The organism is Aurantimonas endophytica (genome assembly GCF_014196845.1).
Classification (GTDB): domain Bacteria; phylum Pseudomonadota; class Alphaproteobacteria; order Rhizobiales; family Rhizobiaceae; genus Aurantimonas; species Aurantimonas endophytica.
In genome coordinates this window covers 217,657-237,600 of record NZ_JACIEM010000003.1, presented here as the reverse complement: position 1 = coordinate 237,600, position 19,944 = coordinate 217,657, and the positions used below count along the sequence as shown (strand labels likewise).

Below are 19,944 nucleotides of genomic sequence, written 5' to 3'. Positions count from 1 at the left end.
CCGGAGTACGTCATGCGCTTTGCATTTTGTGGTTTGCTGATCGCCCTTGCCGGCGCCCTTGCCTGGGAGGCGGTGCAGATTCAGGGTTCGGCCGGCGTCTATCCGCTGGTGGTAACGAGCGGCGCCCTGCTGTTTTCCCTTGCCTACACGCTGCAGCGCGCCGTGCGCGGCTGGGGGCAGCCTTTGTCGGACACGCCGTTCAGCGTCCCCCGGCCGGCAGCGCTGCGCGTCGCCGCCTTCGTCGCAGTCTGGCTCGCCTACGTGATGCTGCTTCCCCATGGCGGCTTCATCCTGGCGACGTGGCTCGCTTTGCTCGCCTCGCTGACCATCGTGCGGGGCAGGGTGACGCTGCTCGACGCGGCGGCGACCGCGCTGTTCGTCGCCGTGCTCGCGGTGCTGATGAAGATCGTCCTCTACGTGCCGGTCCCGCAGGGGTGGCTCGACCAGAGTCTCGAAACCCTGCTCTATCGCCTGCGGTGAGGTTGTCGTCATGATCGATGGAGTCATCGCAGCCCTGTCGCCGATGAGCATTCTGTTCGCCGCATGCGGCGTGGTGCTCGGGATCATCTTCGGCGCGATACCGGGCCTCACCGCGACCTTCGGCATCGCGCTGCTGATCCCGGTGACGTTTCTGATGGAACCGGTGCACGGCATGATCATGCTGGCGGGAATCTACGCCGGCGCCATCTATGGCGGAAGCATCTCGGCCATCCTCATCAACATCCCCGGCACGCCGGCCTCGATCGTCACCGGCTGGGAAGGCAACGCCATGGCGCGGCAGGGCAAGGCGCCGCTGGCGCTCGGCCTGTCGGCGGTCAGCTCCGGGGTCGGCGGGCTGATCTCGGCGCTGGCGCTGATGTTCCTTACGCCGGTGCTGGCCCAGCTGGCGCTGCGCTTCGGCGCGCCGGAATATGTCGCGCTGGTGATCTTCAGCCTGGTGATCGTCGTGGTGATGCTCGACACACCGGTGCTTGCCAACATCACCGGCGTGTTTCTCGGCCTGATCATCGCCGCCATCGGCATCGACCCGGTGCAGGGGACGGCCCGCTTCACCTTCGGCTTCTACCAGCTCTATTCCGGGCTCAACATCGTCGCCGTGCTGGTCGGGTTCTTCTGTCTGCCGCAGGCGATCGTGCTGGCGGCCGAGAGCATCGGCGGTGCCACGGAAAGCACCGTCGGACGCATCGGCGCGAGCCAGCCGGGCCTCGTCGCACGGATCGTCGCCAGCAACCGCTGGAATGTGCTGCGCTCGTCGGTAATCGGAACGTTTCTCGGCATCCTGCCGGCGGTGGGGCCGGAATCGACCCCGCTGGTCGCCCACACGATGGAACGCAAGCTCTCGAAGAACCCGGAAGCGTTCGGCAACGGCTCGGAGGCCGGGCTGATCTCGGCGGAGAGTTCGGTCAGCGCCAATGTCGGCGGATCGCTGATCCCGCTTCTGGCACTCGGCATTCCCGGCAGCGGCGCGGCGGCGGTGTTCGTCGGAGCGCTTACCCTCCACGGCCTGCAGCCCGGGCCGCTCCTGTTCACCAGCCGGCCGGACGTGATGTACACGTTCTTCACCGGCTTCGTGATCGTCAACCTGCTGATGACGGTCATCGGCCTCTACGGTGCCCGCTACATCGCGGTGTTCCTGCGGGTATCGAAGGCGGTCATCGCGACATTCGTCGCCTTCTTCTCGATCTTCGGCGCCTATGCGGTGAACAGCAATCTGTTCGACGTCTGGGTGATGTTCCTCTCGGCGCTGCTGGCGATCGGCGTGGGAACCATCGGGATCCCTATCCTGCCGATCGTGCTCGCCTTCATTCTGGGCGGCGTGCTGGAACAGAATGTCGGGATCGCGACGGCGCGGGCCGACGGTTTGGGCTACTTCCTTGGCCGTCCGATCGCGCTCGGCCTCATCGCCGTGACGCTGGCGATCGTTGCTGCCGCCATCTGGCGCGGCGTGGTAGGGAGCGGGTCGCACCGCGAGACGGCAGATCCGGCCGCGGACTGAAGATCAAGCGCACCGGAACGTCATGAGCAAACTCTTCCGCGAAAGCTTCGAGACCCTGGATGTCGAACTGCTCGACGCCGGCATCGGGCTCGTTCGGCTCAACCGGCCGAAATCGGCCAATGCGCTGAACACCCGGATGAGCCTCGACCTGATGACCCTCTTCGAGGGACTGCAGATCGATCGTGAAGCGCCGCGTTGCCTCATCGTGACCGGGGCCGGCGAGGGCGCGTTCTGTGCGGGCGGCGACCTCGTCGAGCGCCGCACCATGAGCGACGAGGAATGGCAGGCGCAGCACGTGATATTCGAGCGCATGCTGCGCGCCTTGCTTGGCTGTCCTGTACCGATGATTGCCGCTGTCAATGGTGCCGCCTTCGGCGGCGGATGCGAGATTGCCGCCGCGTGCGACTTCGTTTACGCGGCGCGCACGGCTCGGTTTGCCCTGACAGAGGTGACGCTCGGCATCATGCCCGGCGCGGGCGGCACCCAGACCTTGGCGCGCGCCATCGGAACACGCAGGGCGATGGAGTTGATCCTGACCGGCCAGGCATTCTCCGCAGAGAAGGCCGAGCGCTGGGGCTTCGTGAACGAAGTCCTGGAGCAGGAGGTGCTAATGGACGCGGCGCTGGCGGCGGCCCGTCGCATCGCAGGAAATGCGCCGATCGCCGTGCGGCAGGCCAAGCAGGTGATCAGACGCGGGATCGACATGTCGCTTGCCGACGGGATCGCCTTCGAGATCGAAGCCTATAACCGCATGGTGCCGACGGAAGACCGCCGAGAGGGAGTCAGCGCTTTCAACGAGAAGCGCAAGCCACGTTTTACAGGCCGGTAGAATTCGCGACCCCATCTGGAATGATGAGGGCAGAATTCACGGTACTGCAGGCAGGGCTTGGACCGCGGGCCGAACCGCCCGCGCCAGCATACGCATAAGCCGCTGCCGGGCTTGGCCATCCGCTCCTGGCTTGATCAGGCAGGGCGAACAGCGCAATCGCGCCCTGTTCGACTTGCCCATCGACAGCCCGCTTCAACTCACGATGCTTTTGGCGGCAGGATGGGCGCGAGGATCGAGGCCGAGCCCATGAGCGCAGCCGAGAAGCCGGCCGGATACCCGGCGGCTTTCATCGAGCGAATGAGAAGCGGGCCGATCGCGGCCGCATCGGCAACGGCCGAGCCGGAAATGCCCGACATGATGACGGAGCCGAAAATCCCGACCTGTGCGAGACCGCCGCGCAGATGGCCGACCAGGGCGCGGGCGAAGGCGAGGATGCGCTCGGTGACGCCGCCGGCGCTCATCAGTTCCCCCGCCAGGAAGAAGAGAACGATCGCGATCAGCGCGAAGCTGTCGATCCCCTGCGTGAAGAGTTGCGGGACGACCGCCAGCGGCAATTCCGGCCGTGTGATCACCAGGGTGACGATCGAGGACGCGAGCAGGGCGAACACGAGAGGAACGCCAAGGACAGCGAGACCGATCATCAGCCCGGTCAGGAGGAGCTGACCACCCTCCGATTGCGGCGACATCCGAGTCAGCTGCCTCGTGCATCGTCCGGGCTCGCGACATCCTCGTGCAACGTCCGGGCTCGCGACATGAGGTGAGCAGGACGCGGGAGGCGCCCGCTGATCGGCAAGACAAGGTGGCGGCTTCACGCTGGCAGGGTGAAGAAGGAGGCCGCTCCTGCGCTTGACAATGCCCTGCATGGCTTGGATGATATATGATATCAAATATACGGTAAATGGATGCGACAGGATCACGGGAAATGAGGGTGCCGCCCCAGGAGCTGCTCGGCCTGACGGTCGCTTTGCTGGAACGGCACGGCGTCCCGCCGCACCATGCACAGCTGCAGTCCGATCTCCTGATTGAGGCGGAGCTGCGCGGCCTGCCGTCCCACGGGCTGCAGCGGCTGCCCCGTCTCTTGTCGCGCATCCGCCAGGGCCTTGCTGATGCGAAGGCCGGGGGGGCGATGGAGTGGGAGCGCTCGTTTCTGAGCGTCGACGGTCAGCGCGGCCTGGGGCCGGTCGTGATGATGGCGGCGATCGGCGAGATGTCGAGCGTGGCGTCGCGTAACGGCATGGCCGCAGGCGGCATCCGCAACGCCAACCATATCGGCATGCTTGCCTATTACGTCGAAGCCATCGCGGCATCGGGCTTCATCGGGATCGTGCTTTCGACCAGCGAAGCGCTCGTTCATCCCTACGGCGGGACGCAGGCGATGCTGGGCACCAACCCGATCGCGATCGGTATTCCCACCGACCGGGAACCCTTCGTCCTCGACCTGGCCACCAGCCTCGTCTCGATGGGCAAGATCCATAATCATGCGCTGCGCGGCGAGGCGGTCCCCGACGGCTGGGCGGTCGATGCGGCCGGCCGGCCGACCACCGACGCGGAGGCGGCAAAGGCCGGCGCCATCGCCCCGTTCGGCGATGCAAAGGGTTACGGTCTCGGCCTCGCGGTGGAGCTTCTCGTCGCCGCGCTCGCCGGCTCGGCCTTCGCGCCCGAGGTGCGGGGGACGCTCGACGATACGCACGCCGCCAACAAGGGCGACGTCATCCTGATGATCGATCCCTCGGCGGGCGCCGGGAACGGCGGCGCGCTGGCTGCCTATCTCGACAGAATCCGGGATTCGCGCCCGCTCGATCCGGCGCGGCCGGTCGCCGTGCCCGGCGACGGCGCCCGCGCGCGACGCGCCGCCGCGATGGCGGCCGGCATCGAGCTGCCGGACGCGCTCTACGACGACTTGAAGGCGATGGAAGCCGCCTGAGACCATCGGAAGGAAATGACCCATGAACTTGTTCGGCACGATCAGGGCGCCGCGGGAGCTCGTCTTCGGTTCCGGCCAGCGCCATTCGCTCGGCCGCATGGCCGCCAAGCTGGGCAGCCGCGCCCTCGTGGTGACGGATGAAAGGCTGGCCGGAAACGCCGACTTCCGCGCCATGACCGCCCAGCTCGAGGGGGCGGGGATGGTGGTCAGGATCGATGCTTCGACCCTGCCGGACGTGCCCGTCGCCTCTGCGGTGGCGAGCGCCGAGGCCGCCCGCGATTTCGCGCCCGACCTGGTGATCGGCGTCGGCGGCGGCTCCTGCCTCGACATGGCCAAATGTGTCGCGGTGCTTCTCACTCATGGCGGGCGGCCGCAGGACTATTACGGCGAGCACCTAGTGCCCGGACCCGTCATGCCGCTCCTCGCCATCCCGACCACGGCCGGCACCGGTTCGGAGGTGACGCCCGTCGCCGTGCTCTCGGACGACGAGCGGACACTGAAGGTCGGCATTTCCAGCCCCTATCTGGTGCCTACCGCCGCGATCTGCGATCCGGACCTGACCGTCAGCTGCCCGCCCGGCCTGACGGCGATCGCCGGGGCGGACGCGCTCACCCATGCGATCGAGGCCTTCACGGCGATCCGGCGCGATCCGGTGCCGGAGATCGCGCAGGACCGCGTGTTCGTCGGCAAGAACGGCTTCTCCGACCATTTCGCGCTGCGCGCCATCGCGCTTCTCGGGGAAGGGCTCGAGCGCGCCTGCCAGGACGGAGGCGATATGGAGGCGCGGGAGAAGGTGATGATGGGCGCGACGCTCGCCGGGCTCGCCTTCGGTGTCGCCGGCACGGCGGCGGCGCACGCGATCCAGTATCCGGTCGGCGCCCTGACCCATACCGCGCACGGCGCCGGCGTCGCCTGCCTCATGCCCTATGTCATGCAGTGGAACGCCCCGGCGATCGGCCCGGAACTGGCCGAGATGGCCTCGGTCATGGGCCTTCAGAACGCCGACGCCGTCATTCCCGCCGTCGCTGACCTGTTCGCGCGCATCGGCATCCCGAAGACGCTGGCCGAGCTCGGCCTTGCCGAGGACCGGCTCGACTGGGTCGCCGAGCAGAGCTGCGGCATTGCCCGCCTGATCCAGAACAATCCCCGCCCGCTGCCCGCATCCGACATGAGCCGGCTCGTCGCTTCCGCCTTCAGCGGCGACCGCACGGCACTGACCTGATCTCGAAGGATTTTTCCGCATGAATTTGCACACCAGCATCTCCGGCTACGCCGATCCCGCACTTCATGCCCAGGGCCTCTATATCGGCGGCCGCTGGGAAGCCGGCGGGGGCATCAAGGTGCTCGATCCGTCGACCGGCGCGACGCTCGCCGAAGTTCCTAACGCCTCGATCGAGGACGCGATGCGCGCGGTGGACGCGGCCGAGGCGGCCGCTGCCGGCTGGCGCGCCACGCCGCCAAGGCAGCGCTCGGAGATCCTGCGCCGCTGGTTCCAGCTGATGAGTGAGCATGCCGAGGATCTCGCGCGGCTGATCTCCCTGGAAAACGGCAAGGCGCTGCCCGACGCGCGCGGCGAGATGGCCTACGCCGCGGAGTTCTTCCGCTGGTACGCCGAGGAAGCGACCCGGATCCCGGGCGAGTTCCGGCATACGCCGTCGGGCTCGCACAATATCCTGGTGGACCACGAGCCGATCGGCATCTGCGTCCTGATCACCCCGTGGAACTTTCCTGCGGCGATGGCGACCCGCAAGATCGGTCCGGCGCTCGCCGCCGGCTGCACGGTGATCCTGAAGCCTGCGTCCGAAACCCCGCTGACCGCCTATGCGATGGCGCGGCTTGGCGAGGAAGCGGGCGTTCCGGCCGGTGTCGTGAACGTCTTGACCACGCAGAACCCGGGGCCGGTGACGGCCGCGATGCTGGCCGATCCGCGCGTGCGCAAGCTCTCCTTCACCGGTTCGACCGGCGTCGGCCGGATCCTCCTGGCGGAGGCGGCGAAGTCGGTCGTCAACTGTTCGATGGAGTTGGGGGGCAACGCGCCCTTCGTCGTCTTCGACGACGCCGATCTCGGCGCGGCGCTGGATGGCGCCATGGTCGCCAAGATGCGCAATGCCGGCGAGGCCTGCACCGCCGCCAACCGGTTCTACGTCCAGGCCGGCATTCACGACGCGTTCGTGCAGGGGCTCACCGCGCGCATGGCGGCGCTCAAGATCGGCGCGGGCACCGACGCCGAAACGCAATGCGGGCCGATGATCACGCAGAAGGCCGTGCAGAAGATCGACCAGCTCGTCTCGGACGCCGTGGCCCGCGGCGCCAGGGCCACCACCGGCGGCGCGCCGCTGGAGGGGAGCGGTTTCTTCTACCCGCCGACCGTCCTCGAGAACGTGCCGACGGACGCGGCGCTCGCGCATGAGGAAATCTTCGGCCCGGTGGCGCCGGTTTACCGGTTCGAGACGGAGGAAGAGGCGATCCGCCTCGCCAACGTCACGGAATACGGGCTTGCCGCCTATATCTATTCCGGGGATCTGAAGCGCGCCTTGCGGGTCGGCAAGGGCATCGAAGCCGGCATGCTGGGCATCAACCGCGGACTGATGTCCGATCCTGCGGCGCCATTCGGCGGCGTGAAGCAGAGCGGGCTTGGCCGCGAAGGCGGCGTCACCGGCATTCTGGAGTTCATGGAAGCCAAATATTACGCCGTCGAGTTCTGACGGGCGGGAGCGCGGGCGGCATCGTCCGTCGCTCCTGCCTTGCTCATTCTGCCGGGCCTCGCGGCATTCGCCGGGAAGACCGCGAGCATCCGCATCATGTTCGTTGGGGGAACGTCGTGAAGATCACAGTAAAAGACCAGGCAGTGCAATGAGGATCGTCGATCTCAGCATGCCGATCGAGCCGCATCTGCGGTGGCCCGTGACAGTTGACGTCACCGGCGACATTGCAGCAGGGGCGCAGTTCCGGGTGTCGCGCCTGTCGACGACCTGCCATGGCTTCACCCATGTCGACGCGCAGGCGCATTTCATCGCCGGCGCGCCGACGATCGAGGCGACACCGCTCGAACGTGTGGTCGGGCGCTGCCGCATCCTCGACCTGCGCGACGTTGCGCCGAACGAAGCGATCGACGCCAAACGGCTTTCGGCCGCCGATCCGGGCGGGTCGGAAGGCGAAATCCTGCTGCTCTCGAGCGGCTGGGATGGCCAGCGGGACTATCGCACGCGCGAATTCTGGACCGATTCACCCTACCTGACCCGCGACGCGGCGGAGTGGCTGGCGGACCGCAAGCCGACCGCAATCGCCTTCGACTTTCCGCAGGACTATTCGATCCGCCTGCTGCTCGACGGGGTGATGGCCCCGACCGAGGAGCATGTGACGCACGATGTCTGCCTGCGGCGTGGCATCACCCTGATCGAGTATCTCGTCAACACCGCGAGCCTTGCCGGGCCGTACTGCTTTCTCAGCGCCGCGCCCTTGAAGCTGCCGGACGCGGACGGATCGCCCAGTCGGGTCTACGCGATCGAGGGGCTGCTGGACGGCTGACCGAAGCTGGCTTGCGGGAACTGCAGGGGCAACCGGGGTCTGCTGCAAATGGCCGGTCCCGCTTGACCAGCGACATAGATCATATATCATCTAGGATATTATACTTCGTGATCGCGGCCGAAAGCCGCGTCGGGGTCGGGAGAGGAGCCCGGCCTGCCATCGCTCCGGACCTGCGTGTCCGGCCTGACGGCGGGTCCCCGGAGCGAGGTGGGAGAAGGCATGGGCCCCTATCGGGCAATGCTCGTCGGGCGGCGGAACGATCGCGGCCTGACATTTGCCGGTTGCCGACGGATCAGCTTCCCGCGGCGATCGAACGGGTGTGACCCACGGGAGGAACCATGTCACAGATCTTTCGCCTGAATCGTCGAGCTGTTCTTGCGGGTGGCCTCGCCGCCCCCTTCGTGCTGCGCTCGCCGTTCGCCTTCGCGGCGACCGAGCTGCGGCTGACGCATCCCGCCGACGCGTCGCACCCGATCCACACGGCCGCCGAGGCGATGGCGGCACGGGTCGCCGAGCGCACCGGCGGGGAGATCACCATCTCGATCTTCCCGTCCAATGCGCTGGGATCGCCGACCGACACCGCCCAGCAGACACGTCTCGGCGCCATCGACTTCATCCTGATGAACCCGGCCAACATCGAGGCCCTGTCGAACAGCATCGGGGCAATCAACATCCCCTACCAGTTCGACGACTACGCGCACGCCCATCGCGTGCTCGACGAGACGGCGCGCGACTGGATCGAGGCGCAGCTGCTGGAAGCTGGGTTCGCCTGGATCGCCAATTTCGAATGGGGCTTCCGCGCCCTGTCCAACAGCCGCCGGCCGGTCAACGCGCCTGAGGACGTCACCGGGCTGAAGATCCGCGTTCCGCCCGAGCTCGCCATCAAGGCGGCCTTCGAGGCGCTGGGCGCGTCGACCCAGACGGTGGCGTTCCAGGAGGTCTACCTCGCCCTCGCCAACGGGCTGGTCGACGGGCAGGATAACCCGGTCTCGACCACCTTCGCGGCCAAGTTCTACGAGGCGCAGGACCATCTGGCGCTGACCAAGCACATCTACGCGACGATCATGATGTGCGCCAATCCGCGGGTCTGGAACGGGCTGACGGAGGAGCAGCGCGCGATCATCAGCGAGGAGGCCGCGACCGCCGGCGCCGCTGCCCGCGAGGAGGTGCAGAGCAGCGAGGAGGACTACATCACGCAGATGGAGGGGTTGGGCGTCGCCGTGACGCGTCCCGAGGTCGAGCCGTTCCGGGCCCGCATGGAGCCCGCCTACGCGCAGCTGCGCGCGGCGCTCGGCGAGGAGACCTGGACCACTTGGGCCGGGCTGGTCGAAGCCGGCAAGGCCTGATCCAGGCTTCGAGCGACCAGGGGATCGGGTGCCGACGCTGGCACTCGATCCCGCCATGCTGAGTGGGGACCGCAACAATGTTCACGGTGGCGATTCTACTGGCGATATGCGTCGTCATCCTGGGCGGGATACCGATCGCGGTCGCGCTCGGGTTGGTGGCGGCAGTCACCATGGTCGTGACCATCGGCCCGGACCTCCTGTTCATCTTCATCCAGCGCACCTACGCTGGAACGACCTCGTTCCCGCTCCTTGCCATCCCGTTCTTCGTGCTGGCCGGCAACTTGATGAATATCGGGGGAACGACGGAACGCATCTTTGCCGTCGCGCAGCTGCTGATCGGGCGGATCCGTGGCGGGCTGGCCTATGTGAACGTGCTGGGCAGCCTGATCTTCGCCGGCATGTCCGGCTCGGCCGTCGCCGACGCGGCGGGCCTTGGCGTGATCCAGCAGCGGGCGATGGAAAACGCCGGCTTCAAGGCCCGCTACGCCGCAACGATCACGGCCGTCTCCTCGACCATCGGCCCGATCGTTCCGCCCTCCATTCCCTTCGTGATCTACGGCAGCCTCGCCAACATCTCGGTCGGGGCCCTGTTCCTCGCCGGCATCCTGCCGGGGCTCGTCATGGCCCTCTCGCTGATGATCATCATCGCGGTCTCGGCGTCGTATCTAAACCTGCCGCGTGGCGAGCGCCTTCCCCCTTTCGCCGTCGCGGCGCGCACGGTGCTGGTGGCGCTGCCGGCGCTGATGCTTCCGCCGATGATCCTCATCGTCATCTTCACAGGCATCGCGACTCCCACCGAGGCCGCGGTGGTCGCGGCCGCGATCGCCTTCGGGCTGGGTCGGTGGGTTTACCGTGAACTCACCTATGCCGATGTCGTCAAGGTGGTCTGGGAGAGCGCGCGCCAGACGGCGCAGGTGATGTTCATCATCGCACTGTCGGCGCCGTTCAGCTGGGTGCTGATCCAGCAGCAGATCCCCAACGCGATCCTGCAGGCGCTGCTCGGCATTTCGAGCGAGACCTGGGTCGTGCTCCTGATCATCAACGTTGTGCTGCTGATCCTGGGCATGTTCATCGAGGGGATCGCCCTGATGATCATCGCCTACCCGGTGCTGATGCCGGTGGTGCTCAGCCTCGGCATCGATCCTATCCATTTCGGCGTGATCCTGGTGCTGAACCTGATGATCGGCCTCGTGACGCCACCGGTCGGGCTCTGCCTCTACGTAGTCGCCGGCGTCGCCAAGGTGCCGATCGCCGAGATCACGCGGGAGATCTGGCCGTATCTGCTGGGGCTGATCGCCAGCCTGCTCCTGATCACCTTCGTGCCGGCGATCTCGCTCTGGCTGCCCAATTACTTCGGCTATGGTCTCCAGTGATGATGCGCGTGCTGCAAACCCTCGACCGGGGGATCGGCCTGTTCTGCAAATATGCCAGCATCGCATTGCTGTTGGTGCTGTTCTTCCTGCTCGGACTGTCGATCATCCTGCGGCTCGTGCCGCTGTTCACGATCAGCGGCTATGACGAGGTGGTGGAGTTCCTGTTCATCTGGCTGATCGTGCTGACGACGGTGGCGCTCTGGCGCGAAGGCGTGCTGTACCGGGTCACGTTGTTCGAGACGATGCTGCCGTTGCGGGGCCAGGTAGTCCTCGCCGTGGTCACCAATCTGGCGATGCTCGGCCTCGCCCTGATCCTCGTCTATTACGGCTGGCTCTTTGCCGTCAGCGCGGGGGAGACGGCACCGTTTCTCCGGATCAACAAGGTCTATTGGCACGCCGCCCTGCCGGTGGGTGGCGTTCTGATGTCGATCTACAGCCTCGTCTGGCTGTGGCGGGTGATCTGGCAACGAGAGACGCTGGACCAGAACAACAATCTGATCGGGTAATCGGGAGTAATATCATGGGTCGTGTTGAAGGCAGGGTGGCGGTCGTCACCGGCGGCGCGGGGGGTATCGGTTCGGCCATCGGCAAGGTGCTGTGCCAGGAGGGTGCCAGCGTCCTGCTCGTCGATACGGATGCGGCCGCGCTCGAGGAAGTCGCCGGCGACATCCGCGCCGGGCAGGGGGACGCACGACTGGCGACGCTCGTGGCGGATGTCGGACAGGAGGCCAGCGCCGGGCTGATCGTTACGACCGCGCGTGACCAGTTGGGGCCGATCGACACGCTGGTCAACTGCGCCGGCATGCGCTCCTACGAGCCGCTCGCCGACGCGAAGACGGAGACTTGGGAGCGGATCCTTGCGGTCAATCTTCTCAGCTACGCCTGGCTGACGCAGGCGGCGATCGAGGATCTGCGGGCTTCGGGCCGGGGCAGCGTGATCAACGTCTCATCGACCCATGCGGTCAACCCGCGGGCGGGCATGGGACAGTACGACGTGACCAAGGCGGGCATCGTCTCGATGACGAAGACGCTGGCCTTCGAGGAGGCGAAGCACGGGCTTCGCGCCAATGCCGTCTGTCCGGGCCTCACCTTCACGCCGTTTCACCGCAAGCGCGCCGAGGCGGCCGGGCGCACGCAGGAGGACATCGACGCCGAGGCGCAGGGCGGCTGCCTGATGGGCCGCTGGGCCGATCCGATGGAGATGGCCTATCCGGTCCTGTGGCTGGCCTCGGACGAGGCGTCCTACATGACGGCGTCCGTCATCATGGTCGACGGCGGCCGCTTCGTCACCTGACCTCCGACGCAACACGAAGAACGCGGGAGCCGGTCGCCGGGAGCGACCGGCATCGCCAGGCAAGACCGGGGGGAGGATGCGATGAACTTTCACACCTATTTCGCGGGAGCGGCGGTCGTCGAGACCTGCATCGTGGGTACCGGCGGTTTCGGACGGAGTTTTCTCGTCCAGGGTCTGCGCGTGCCGTTGATGAACGCGCGGATCGCCGTCGACGTCGACGCCGAGAGCGCCGCGCAAGCCATTCAGTCGGCGGGCGTCGCTCGGGACGCAATCGCGATCTGCCGGACCCCGGACGAGGCCGAAGCCGCCTGGTCGGCCGGAAAGCATGTCGCTGCCGGGGACATCGCGGTTGTCATCGGACTGCCGTTCGCGGTCCTGCTCGAAGCGACCGGCCATCCCGAGGCCGGTGCGCGCCACGCCCGCCTGGCGATCGAGGCGGGCAAGCATGTCGTGATGGTCACCAAGGAGGCCGACAGCGTCGTCGGGCCGGGGCTCGCCCTGCTCGCCCGGCAGAAGGGCGTCGTCGTCACGCCGGTGGACGGCGACCAGCCGAGCCTGCTGATTTCCCTCGTGACATGGGCGGAGCTTCTGGGGTTCGAGATCATCGCGGCAGGAAAGTCCAGCGAGTACGACTTCGTCTACGACGCGGCCGCGGGAACCCTCACCAGCAACGGCGTCACGATCGATGCGGACGCGTTCGCTGGTCTCGACCGGCTCGGGGACGCCGACGCTGCGGAACGGGCGCGGGCCCGATCGCAAGCGGCGGCGGCTTTCGACCAGCACCTCGTCCCCGATCTCTGCGAGATGAGCCTCGTCGCCAACGCGACCGGTCTGAATTTCGATCGGGAGGATTTTCATGCGCCGATCGCCCGCATCGACGAGGTGCCTACCTTCCTCTCGATGAAGGCTGATGGCGGTCTGCTCGACACGAGCGGAAGTCTCGACGTCTTCCACTGTCTGCGGTCCCCCGACGAGATCAGCTTCGCCGGCGGCGTGTTCGTCGTGGTGCGCTGCGAGGACGAGGCGACCTGGGACATGCTGGCGGAGAAAGGGCACGTCGTGAGCCGGAACGGCGCGACCGCGATGATCTACAATCCGCGTCACCTGCTGGGACTGGAAGCGGCCACCAGCGTCCTGGCGGCGGCGGTCCACGGCGTATCCCAGGGCATGGTCGAACCGAGGCATCGCGTCGACCTCGTCGCCCGCGCCGAAATCGACCTGCCGGCCGGGACGCTGCTCACCGCGAGCGGACACCATCACCGGATCGAAGGGGTCTCCGGCCGCGTCGTGCCGGCGCAGCGACTTGCTCCCGACGCTCCGGTTCCGTTCTACCTGGCGGCGAACCGGGTTCTGGTTCGTCCGGTCGCACGCGGGCAGAACATCCTGCTGGCCGACATCGCGGTCGATGCGCGATCGGACATGTTCGCGCTCCGCCAGATGCAGGACGCGCATTTCTTTGGCTGAAGGGCGACGATCGGGCGCTCGAAGCCCGACGGACCGGCAAAGCGCGTCGACCCTGCCGGTCCTTGGCCTGGCGCCAGGCCAGGGGCGACAGGCCCTGGCCTGATCGATCAGGCAGCAGCCTTCCGGCGCGCGGCGATGCGGGCCGCCAGAAGCAGCGCCTCGACGCTCGCGCCGATATCGGCGATGCCCTGTCCGGCGATGTCGTAGGCGGTGCCGTGCGCCGGCGTGCAGATGGGGAAAGGGAAGCCGCCCATCAGGGTGACGCCGAGGTCGAAGCCCATCATCTTCATCGCGATCTGGCCCTGGTCGTGGTACATCGTCAGTACCGCGTTGCAGAGCCCCTTCTTCGATCGCAGGAAAACCGTGTCGGATGGCCACGGCCCGTCGACCGGCAGGCCCTCGGCGATCGCGCGGCGCACGGCGGGCTCGAGAATGTCGATCTCCTCGGTACCGAAATTGCCGCCGTCGCCGGCATGCGGGTTGAGTGCCGCGACGGCGATGCGCGGCTCGGCGATGCCGGCAAGGCGCATGGTCTCGCAGGTCAGCCGCAGCTCCCGCAGGATGCCGTCCTCGGTGATGGCGGCCGCCACCTGTGACAGCGGGATATGCGATGTCACGCGGGCGTTCCAGATGTCCGGCAGGACGTTGAACTCGCGCGCGGCGCCTTTCCACTCCAGCACGCGGCAGACGAAGCGGTTCTCATCGTCATAGTCCGGATTGACGTAGCGCATCGCCTGCTTGTTGAACGGCGTGAAGCAGACGGCGTCGGCCTTGCCGGCCGCGGCGAAGAGGAGGGCGCGCCGGAAGTTCTCGCTGGCGAACGCGCCGCCGACGGCGGTCGCCTTCGCCGGGATCACGTCCTTCGGGTCGAGATGGCCGAGATCCACGAGGACATGCCGGTCCGTGCCTGCGGCGAGGGCGGCGTCCTCGTTTTCCGCGACGGCGAGATCGAGCGGGACCCCGGCGATTTCAGCGCCCTGCTCGAGCACGCGCCGGTCGCCCAGCACGATGATCGCCGCCTTCTCGCGGACGGTCTCGGAGACGAGGAGTTTCGCCGTAAGTTCAGGACTGATGCCGGCGGGATCGCCCATGGCAAGGGCAATGACCGGGCGGGCGCTGGCGGAAGGATCTGTCATCGTTTGCGGTTCCAGTACTTGTTCGAGCAAGGCCTATTGCAGCAATCTGGGGAGCCAGAGCGTCAGGTCGGGCCAGAGCGTCATGACGATCAGTGCCACGACGAGCGGGACATAGAAGGGCAGGACCGCCCTCAGGATCGACCACATCGATATCTTGGCGACGTCGGACAGCGTGAACAGGGCGAGTCCGAGCGGGGGCGTCAGCAGTCCGATCATCAGGTTGAACACGAAGATGATGCCGAGGTGGACGGGATCGACGCCGGCCATGACGAGCGGGGCGGCGACGAGCGGTGCGACCAGCAACGTGGCCGTCGTGCTGTCGAGGAACATGCCGACGATGAGCAGGAGGACGTTGACCACGAGCAGCAGGATCAGCGGATCGGTCGAGATGGTAAGCAGGGCGAGGGTGAACATCTGCGGCAGCTGTTCGACGGCCATCACCCAGCCGAACAGGGCGGCGGCCGACACGATGATCAGCACCGCGGAGGTCGTCTTGATCGTCTCGAACAGCGCGAACCGGAAACGCCGCCAGGTCAGGCCGCGATAGACGAACAGGGCGATGAAGAGAACGTAGGCGACGGTCACCGATGCCGCCTCGGTCGGGGTGAACATCCCGTTGAGCATCCCGCCGACCAGCAGCACCGGCGCGAAAAGGGCGGGCGCTGCCTTGACGAAGGTGGTCCAGACTTCCCTTGCCGTCGGCCAGCGACTCGAGCGCGGGTGGTTGTAGCGGAAGGACAGGAACGCAACCGTCAGCATCAGCAGGACGGTATAGAAGATCGCCGGCAGGATTCCCGCGACCAGCAACTGCACGACCGAGACGCTGGTCACCGAGCCGTAGATCACGAGCGGGATCGAGGGCGGGAAAATCGGCCCCACGACCGCCGAGGCGCCCGTGACGGCGGCGGAATAGGAACGTGTGAAGCCGGCCTCTGTCATCGCCTTGATCTGGATGCGGCCAAGTCCGCTGATATCGGCCAGTGCCGCGCCGGACGTGCCGGAAAAGACCAGCGAACCGATGACGTTCACCTGGGCAAGGCCGCCGGGAACGCGCCCGCCGAGGGTCTGGGCGAAGCGATAGATGTGCCCGGTGATGCCGGACTGGTTCATCAGGCTGCCGACGAAGATGAAGACCGGAACGGCGACCAGCGGGAAGGAGTCGAGCGCATAGGTCATGCGCTGGGCCATCAGCTCCAGGGGAAATCCCTGCATGATGACGTACACCAGTGCCGGCACCGCGATCGCCACGACCACGGGGAAGCCCAGGATGAAGAGAGCCATGAAGGCGAGGATGATGATGATCGCCACGGTGGTGCCCCTAGCTGCGCTGCTCGGCCACGGGATCGAAGTCGGCCGGCGGCTCCTCCTCCATGGGAAAGGTGATGTAGAGCGGCCGGTTCTGCAGCACCTTGAGAAGCTGTACGGCGCATTCGATGGCGGTCATGGTGAAACTGGCGAATGCCGCCCCGAGGAATATCCAGTACGGAATGCCGAGGGTCGGCGTGGCGTTGTCGAGATTGCTGCGAATGGCGACGAGGCTCGCAAACGCCATCACCGCGAAGGTGGCGGCCGCGGTGGCCCCCGTCAGCACCTTCAGCATGCGCAGCACGCGCTCGGGCAGCATCGCTACTAGCTCTTCCATGCGGATGTTGGCGCCTGCGGCAACCACGTAGGGCAGCGCAAGGAACACCGAACAGATCAGCATGAAGCGCGTCAGTTCTTCCACGCCCACGATGGGGCGGGAGAAGATTTCACGAAGGACGACCTGGATGAACGGGAGCGAGACCATCACGGTGAGCACCGTGAGGCTCGTTATCCGGAACAACCACCGTACCGGTTCGAGCAGGCGGTCGATGGCGTAATGGCGACTGTCGACCGTCGCCAGGATGCGCGGGACGTCCGGGGCCGAGTTGGCGTTCTGCACCTGGTGCCTCTCAGGCAGGAGGATGATCGTTGTCGATGGGCCAGGGACCGGAGCCAGAGACTGGCCCCGATCCCTCCAGATCCTACTGGATGGCCTGGATCCGCTCGATCAGCGGTGCCCAGTCGGGATAGTCGGCCGCGACCTGCTTGCCGACCGACGCCCGGAACGCGTCGACCTGCAAGCCGTCGGCCTCGGTGATGAAGGTCATGCCCTTTCCGGTGAGCTCATCGATCAGGTCGGTCTCGGCCTTGAGACCGAGTTCCAGCGTCTCCTCGCCGACTTCCGCGGCGACCTCGGACATGATCGCGCGGTCCGCTTCGGGAATGGACTGCCAGACATCCTCGTTGATGAAGACCGGCAGAACGTTCTGCATGTGCCCGGTCAGCATGACGTGGGTCTGCACTTCATACAGCTTGTTGGCGTTGATCATGGTCAGGGGGTTTTCCTGGCCGATCACCATGCCCGTCATGAGCGCAGTCGGCAGCTCGGCGACCTCGACCGGTGTCGGGATGGCGCCCATGCCATTGATCATGGTCGTCCAGAGCTGCAGCGGCACGCCGCGGAACCGTTCCCCGGCCAGATCCTCGGGGCCGTAGACCGCCTTGTTCGCCGTCATCTGCCGGGCGCCCCGGTAGAGCCGCCCGATGATGCGGACGTTCGCCTGCTCGACCATCTTCTCGGCAAGCTCCTGCATGACTTCCGAGGATTCGGGATCCGTGGCGGCCATGGCGTGCCGGCCGTCCCGGTAGGCGAACGGCGCCGCGAAGGCGGCGATGTCGGGATAGAGGGTCGCCAGCGAGCCGAATTCATGGTGGGCGAGGGGAATGGCACCGCTGCGCACGCCGTCGACGGTTTCCTGTGCTCCGCCGAGCTGCGAGTTCGGGAACACCTGGACGGTGATGCGTCCATCCGTCCGCTCGCCGACGCGCTTGGCGAATTCCTCGGCGTACCAGTACTGGATGTCGCCTTCCGAACCGACATGGGCGTAGCGGACGGTGGTCTGGGCGCTGACGGACGTCGCCAGCCCGAGCGTCAGGGCCACGGCGGCGACCATCGTCTTCAGTGTCAGTCTGCGGTTCATATCTTTCTCCTCCCGTTTTGGTTGCAGTGGTGCCGTCAGGGCGCGCGTGGCAACCGGTACACGCGCGCTGCATTGTCGTGGAACAGCTTCGCCCGATCTCCCTCCTCGAGATCGGCCGTCGCGGCCACGAAACCGGAAAAGACCGTGTCGAAATCGGCGACGATCGAGTCGACCGGAAAATTGCTGGCGAACATCGCGCGATCGACCCCGAAGATCTCCACGGCCTCCCGGATGATGGGGCCGTTAGCCTCGACGGTCCATGGCAGGCCCGGTTGGCCGATCCCCGAGATCTTGATGAAGGCATTGGGCTCCTGCGCGACCCGGCCGAGCGCCTTGCGCCAGCCGGCGAGCCCTTCCGGGCTGCGGTCAGAGGGAAGCCCCGTGTGGTTGACGATCAGCGGGATCTGCGGAAAGTCGCGGGCGAGTTCCGCCGCGGCATCGAGATGCCACCACGGCGTCTGCAGGTCGTAGGACCAGCCATGGCCCTCCAGCAGCGCGTAGCCTCTCCGCCATGCAGGATCGTCCATCGAGCCGGCCGCGCCGCGACGGGCATCGGCGGGGGAGGGCGCGGCCGCCGGTTTGTGCCGGACGCCGCGGACGATGGCGTTTCGTGCGTGGTCGGCCAGCAGCGCTTCGGCGTCCGGCGCGGCGAAATCGCACCAGGCGACCATCACGGTCGGCACGCCCGTTTGCGCGGCGATCTCGCCAACCCAACGGCTCTCGTCGCCGGCCTTCCGCCGGTTCCATTCGGCCTCGACATAGACCGATCCAACGACCGGCCAGCCCTTCGTGTCGGCCCGGTAGTCCTCCGGCATGTAGTCCCGGCAGATCGACGAATAGTCGCCGTAGCGGAACGCGATTCGCTCCTCCTTGAGCCACGGAAGGTCGTTCTGCAGATCCCAGATATGGTGATGAGCGTCGATGACTGCCCTCGGGCGGGGGGCGGGCCTGGTCATGCCCAGTCGCTCGCGCGATAGTCGAGGCGAGGGGACCTTGCCGCAGTCTCCATCCAGCCAGCACGCGGCGCGCGCTGACGATGGAGCGGACCGGTTGGCATGGCGGATGCCGGACCCATGGCGGTCAACTTTTCGAGGCGCGACGTTCGGCGGCGTCGTGCTCGTAGAGCTTCACCACGGCGGCCGAGTCGGTCATCTCGTGCCCGAGCGCGACGTAGTCCTTGTAGCGCTGCACGCCCTGCTCGATCACCTTCAGGTCGAGACCCAGGCCGCGGGAAAATTCCGAGACGGCCTTCAGATCCTTGAGCAGCTGTCGCGCGTAGCTCGAGGGAGGATCGAAGGCGCGCTGCTGCATCTGCGGGTAGAGCCGCTGCAGCAGGCTGCTGTCGGCGTGACCGCCGGCGAGGCACTGCGGCAGGCGTGCGGCGTCGATGCCGGCCGCTTCGGCCAGCACCAGCGCTTCCGCCATCAGGACGTAGCCGGTGCCGACGATGGCCTGGTTGAGGATCTTGGTCGTCTGCCCGGCGCCGACCGGGCCCATCAGCGTCAGATTGCCGGACATCTGCTCGACGAGAGGCTTCACCGCGTCGAAGTCTTCCTGCGATCCGCCGGCCATGACGGTCATCTCGCCGGTGCGTGCCAGCTGCGGGCCGCCGGATACCGGCGCATCGACCCAGCCGGCCCCGGTCAGGGCCTTCAGCCTGGCTGCCGCATCCCGCGTCCCGTCGGGATCAGCGGTCGAGAAGTCGACGATGACGGCGGGTCCCCTCCCGGCCGCGGCGACGCCATCCTCGGCGAAGATGCAGCGCTCGACCGCCGCCATGTTCAGGACGCACAGCATCACGACATCGCTGTCGCGGGCGACGGCGGCGGGCGAGTCCGCCGCGATCGCGCCGTGCGGCACCACCGTCTCCAGCCGTTCCGGCTCGAGGTTCCACACGGTCACCTTGTGGCCGAGGTCAAGGAGATGGCGCACCATTGCCTCGCCCATCAGACCGATGCCGATAAAGCCTATCCGTTGCCTGCCGCTCTGATCCACAGCCCACTCCTCCCTGAACCCAGTCACCCGTCGTCCCACCGGCGTCGCGAAACC

General features: G+C 67.0%; 19 protein-coding genes. 12 read left to right on the top strand and 7 right to left on the bottom strand.

Annotated features, from left to right (window positions below):
• Positions 1 to 12: 12 nt before the first annotated feature.
• Genes GGR03_RS12225 through GGR03_RS12215 form a run of 3 tightly spaced genes read left to right on the top strand, consistent with a single transcriptional unit; the run spans position 13 to position 2,825 of the window.
• Positions 13 to 480, top strand: a complete 468-nt coding sequence (locus GGR03_RS12225; RefSeq protein ID WP_183208405.1) for a tripartite tricarboxylate transporter TctB family protein — start codon at positions 13 to 15, stop codon at positions 478 to 480.
• 10 nt (positions 481 to 490) lie between these two features.
• Positions 491 to 1,996: a tripartite tricarboxylate transporter permease gene (locus GGR03_RS12220; protein WP_183208403.1), complete on the top strand. Its 1,506-nt coding sequence runs from the start codon at positions 491 to 493 to the stop codon at positions 1,994 to 1,996.
• A gap of 22 nt (positions 1,997 to 2,018) precedes the next feature.
• Positions 2,019 to 2,825: an enoyl-CoA hydratase/isomerase family protein gene (locus GGR03_RS12215; RefSeq protein ID WP_183208401.1), complete on the top strand. Its 807-nt coding sequence runs from the start codon at positions 2,019 to 2,021 to the stop codon at positions 2,823 to 2,825.
• Between the two features lie 197 nt (positions 2,826 to 3,022).
• On the opposite strand, the gene GGR03_RS12210 is transcribed toward GGR03_RS12215, so the two are convergent.
• Positions 3,023 to 3,511, bottom strand: a complete 489-nt coding sequence (locus GGR03_RS12210; protein ID WP_183208399.1) for a TRAP transporter large permease subunit — start codon at positions 3,509 to 3,511, stop codon at positions 3,023 to 3,025.
• A 236-nt stretch (positions 3,512 to 3,747) separates the two neighbouring features.
• On the opposite strand from GGR03_RS12210, the gene GGR03_RS12205 reads away from it, so the two are divergent.
• The 9 genes from GGR03_RS12205 to GGR03_RS12165 all read left to right on the top strand — a co-directional run bounded on the left by GGR03_RS12205 (position 3,748) and on the right by GGR03_RS12165 (position 13,754).
• Positions 3,748 to 4,749 (top strand): Ldh family oxidoreductase, encoded by a 1,002-nt coding sequence (locus GGR03_RS12205; protein ID WP_183208396.1) that lies wholly within the window; start codon positions 3,748 to 3,750, stop codon positions 4,747 to 4,749.
• A gap of 22 nt (positions 4,750 to 4,771) precedes the next feature.
• Positions 4,772 to 5,971, top strand: a complete 1,200-nt coding sequence (locus tag GGR03_RS12200; RefSeq protein ID WP_183208395.1) for an iron-containing alcohol dehydrogenase — start codon at positions 4,772 to 4,774, stop codon at positions 5,969 to 5,971.
• Between the two features lie 19 nt (positions 5,972 to 5,990).
• A complete protein-coding gene (locus GGR03_RS12195; protein ID WP_183208394.1) occupies positions 5,991 to 7,454 on the top strand; it encodes an NAD-dependent succinate-semialdehyde dehydrogenase in 1,464 nt (487 codons plus the stop codon).
• 148 nt (positions 7,455 to 7,602) lie between these two features.
• Complete coding sequence (locus GGR03_RS12190; RefSeq protein WP_183208393.1) at positions 7,603 to 8,277, top strand: cyclase family protein; 675 nt, start codon at positions 7,603 to 7,605, stop codon at positions 8,275 to 8,277.
• Between the two features lie 338 nt (positions 8,278 to 8,615).
• Positions 8,616 to 9,623 carry a TRAP transporter substrate-binding protein gene (locus tag GGR03_RS12185; RefSeq protein ID WP_183208392.1) on the top strand — a complete coding sequence of 336 codons (1,008 nt, stop codon included), beginning with the start codon at positions 8,616 to 8,618 and terminating at the stop codon, positions 9,621 to 9,623.
• A 77-nt stretch (positions 9,624 to 9,700) separates the two neighbouring features.
• Positions 9,701 to 10,996, top strand: coding sequence for a TRAP transporter large permease (locus tag GGR03_RS12180; protein WP_183208391.1), 1,296 nt, complete (start codon positions 9,701 to 9,703; stop codon positions 10,994 to 10,996).
• Positions 10,997 to 11,004: 8 nt separating this feature from the next.
• The gene (locus tag GGR03_RS12175; protein WP_183208390.1) at positions 11,005 to 11,502 is read left to right on the top strand and encodes a TRAP transporter small permease subunit; all 498 of its coding nucleotides are present in this window, start codon (positions 11,005 to 11,007) and stop codon (positions 11,500 to 11,502) included.
• 14 nt (positions 11,503 to 11,516) lie between these two features.
• Positions 11,517 to 12,290 (top strand): SDR family NAD(P)-dependent oxidoreductase, encoded by a 774-nt coding sequence (locus tag GGR03_RS12170; RefSeq protein WP_183208389.1) that lies wholly within the window; start codon positions 11,517 to 11,519, stop codon positions 12,288 to 12,290.
• Positions 12,291 to 12,371: 81 nt separating this feature from the next.
• Complete coding sequence (locus GGR03_RS12165; RefSeq protein ID WP_183208388.1) at positions 12,372 to 13,754, top strand: NAD(P)H-dependent oxidoreductase; 1,383 nt, start codon at positions 12,372 to 12,374, stop codon at positions 13,752 to 13,754.
• Positions 13,755 to 13,861: 107 nt separating this feature from the next.
• Here GGR03_RS12165 and GGR03_RS12160 read toward each other — a convergent pair whose 3' ends face one another.
• The 6 genes from GGR03_RS12160 to GGR03_RS24755 all read right to left on the bottom strand — a co-directional run bounded on the left by GGR03_RS12160 (position 13,862) and on the right by GGR03_RS24755 (position 19,890).
• Entirely contained in the window at positions 13,862 to 14,890 is a 1,029-nt protein-coding gene (locus GGR03_RS12160) for a 4-hydroxythreonine-4-phosphate dehydrogenase PdxA (protein WP_183208386.1), read from the bottom strand.
• Between the two features lie 33 nt (positions 14,891 to 14,923).
• On the bottom strand, positions 14,924 to 16,198 hold the full coding sequence (locus GGR03_RS12155; RefSeq protein WP_183208384.1) for a TRAP transporter large permease subunit: 1,275 nt from the start codon (positions 16,196 to 16,198) through the stop codon (positions 14,924 to 14,926).
• Positions 16,199 to 16,208: 10 nt separating this feature from the next.
• Complete coding sequence (locus GGR03_RS12150; RefSeq protein ID WP_183208382.1) at positions 16,209 to 16,814, bottom strand: TRAP transporter small permease subunit; 606 nt, start codon at positions 16,812 to 16,814, stop codon at positions 16,209 to 16,211.
• An 82-nt stretch (positions 16,815 to 16,896) separates the two neighbouring features.
• The gene (locus tag GGR03_RS12145) at positions 16,897 to 17,895 is read right to left on the bottom strand and encodes a TRAP transporter substrate-binding protein (protein ID WP_183208379.1); all 999 of its coding nucleotides are present in this window, start codon (positions 17,893 to 17,895) and stop codon (positions 16,897 to 16,899) included.
• A 35-nt stretch (positions 17,896 to 17,930) separates the two neighbouring features.
• Positions 17,931 to 18,851: an amidohydrolase family protein gene (locus tag GGR03_RS12140; protein ID WP_183208377.1), complete on the bottom strand. Its 921-nt coding sequence runs from the start codon at positions 18,849 to 18,851 to the stop codon at positions 17,931 to 17,933.
• A gap of 124 nt (positions 18,852 to 18,975) precedes the next feature.
• The gene (locus GGR03_RS24755; protein ID WP_252920231.1) at positions 18,976 to 19,890 is read right to left on the bottom strand and encodes an NAD(P)-binding domain-containing protein; all 915 of its coding nucleotides are present in this window, start codon (positions 19,888 to 19,890) and stop codon (positions 18,976 to 18,978) included.
• Positions 19,891 to 19,944: the final 54 nt, after the last annotated feature.

Bases quoted from the DNA above. Each gene is read 5' to 3' on its own strand.
- GGR03_RS12225 (WP_183208405.1), top strand. From the start codon at position 13: ATGCGCTTTGCATTTTGTGGTTTGCTGATCGCCCTTGCCGGCGCCCTT.
- GGR03_RS12220 (WP_183208403.1), top strand. From the start codon at position 491: ATGATCGATGGAGTCATCGCAGCCCTGTCGCCGATGAGCATTCTGTTC.
- GGR03_RS12215 (WP_183208401.1), top strand. From the start codon at position 2,019: ATGAGCAAACTCTTCCGCGAAAGCTTCGAGACCCTGGATGTCGAACTG.
- GGR03_RS12210 (WP_183208399.1), bottom strand. From the start codon at position 3,511: ATGTCGCCGCAATCGGAGGGTGGTCAGCTCCTCCTGACCGGGCTGATG.
- GGR03_RS12205 (WP_183208396.1), top strand. From the start codon at position 3,748: ATGAGGGTGCCGCCCCAGGAGCTGCTCGGCCTGACGGTCGCTTTGCTG.
- GGR03_RS12200 (WP_183208395.1), top strand. From the start codon at position 4,772: ATGAACTTGTTCGGCACGATCAGGGCGCCGCGGGAGCTCGTCTTCGGT.
- GGR03_RS12195 (WP_183208394.1), top strand. From the start codon at position 5,991: ATGAATTTGCACACCAGCATCTCCGGCTACGCCGATCCCGCACTTCAT.
- GGR03_RS12190 (WP_183208393.1), top strand. From the start codon at position 7,603: ATGAGGATCGTCGATCTCAGCATGCCGATCGAGCCGCATCTGCGGTGG.
- GGR03_RS12185 (WP_183208392.1), top strand. From the start codon at position 8,616: ATGTCACAGATCTTTCGCCTGAATCGTCGAGCTGTTCTTGCGGGTGGC.
- GGR03_RS12180 (WP_183208391.1), top strand. From the start codon at position 9,701: ATGTTCACGGTGGCGATTCTACTGGCGATATGCGTCGTCATCCTGGGC.
- GGR03_RS12170 (WP_183208389.1), top strand. From the start codon at position 11,517: ATGGGTCGTGTTGAAGGCAGGGTGGCGGTCGTCACCGGCGGCGCGGGG.
- GGR03_RS12165 (WP_183208388.1), top strand. From the start codon at position 12,372: ATGAACTTTCACACCTATTTCGCGGGAGCGGCGGTCGTCGAGACCTGC.
- GGR03_RS12160 (WP_183208386.1), bottom strand. From the start codon at position 14,890: ATGACAGATCCTTCCGCCAGCGCCCGCCCGGTCATTGCCCTTGCCATG.
- GGR03_RS12145 (WP_183208379.1), bottom strand. From the start codon at position 17,895: ATGAACCGCAGACTGACACTGAAGACGATGGTCGCCGCCGTGGCCCTG.
- GGR03_RS12140 (WP_183208377.1), bottom strand. From the start codon at position 18,851: ATGACCAGGCCCGCCCCCCGCCCGAGGGCAGTCATCGACGCTCATCAC.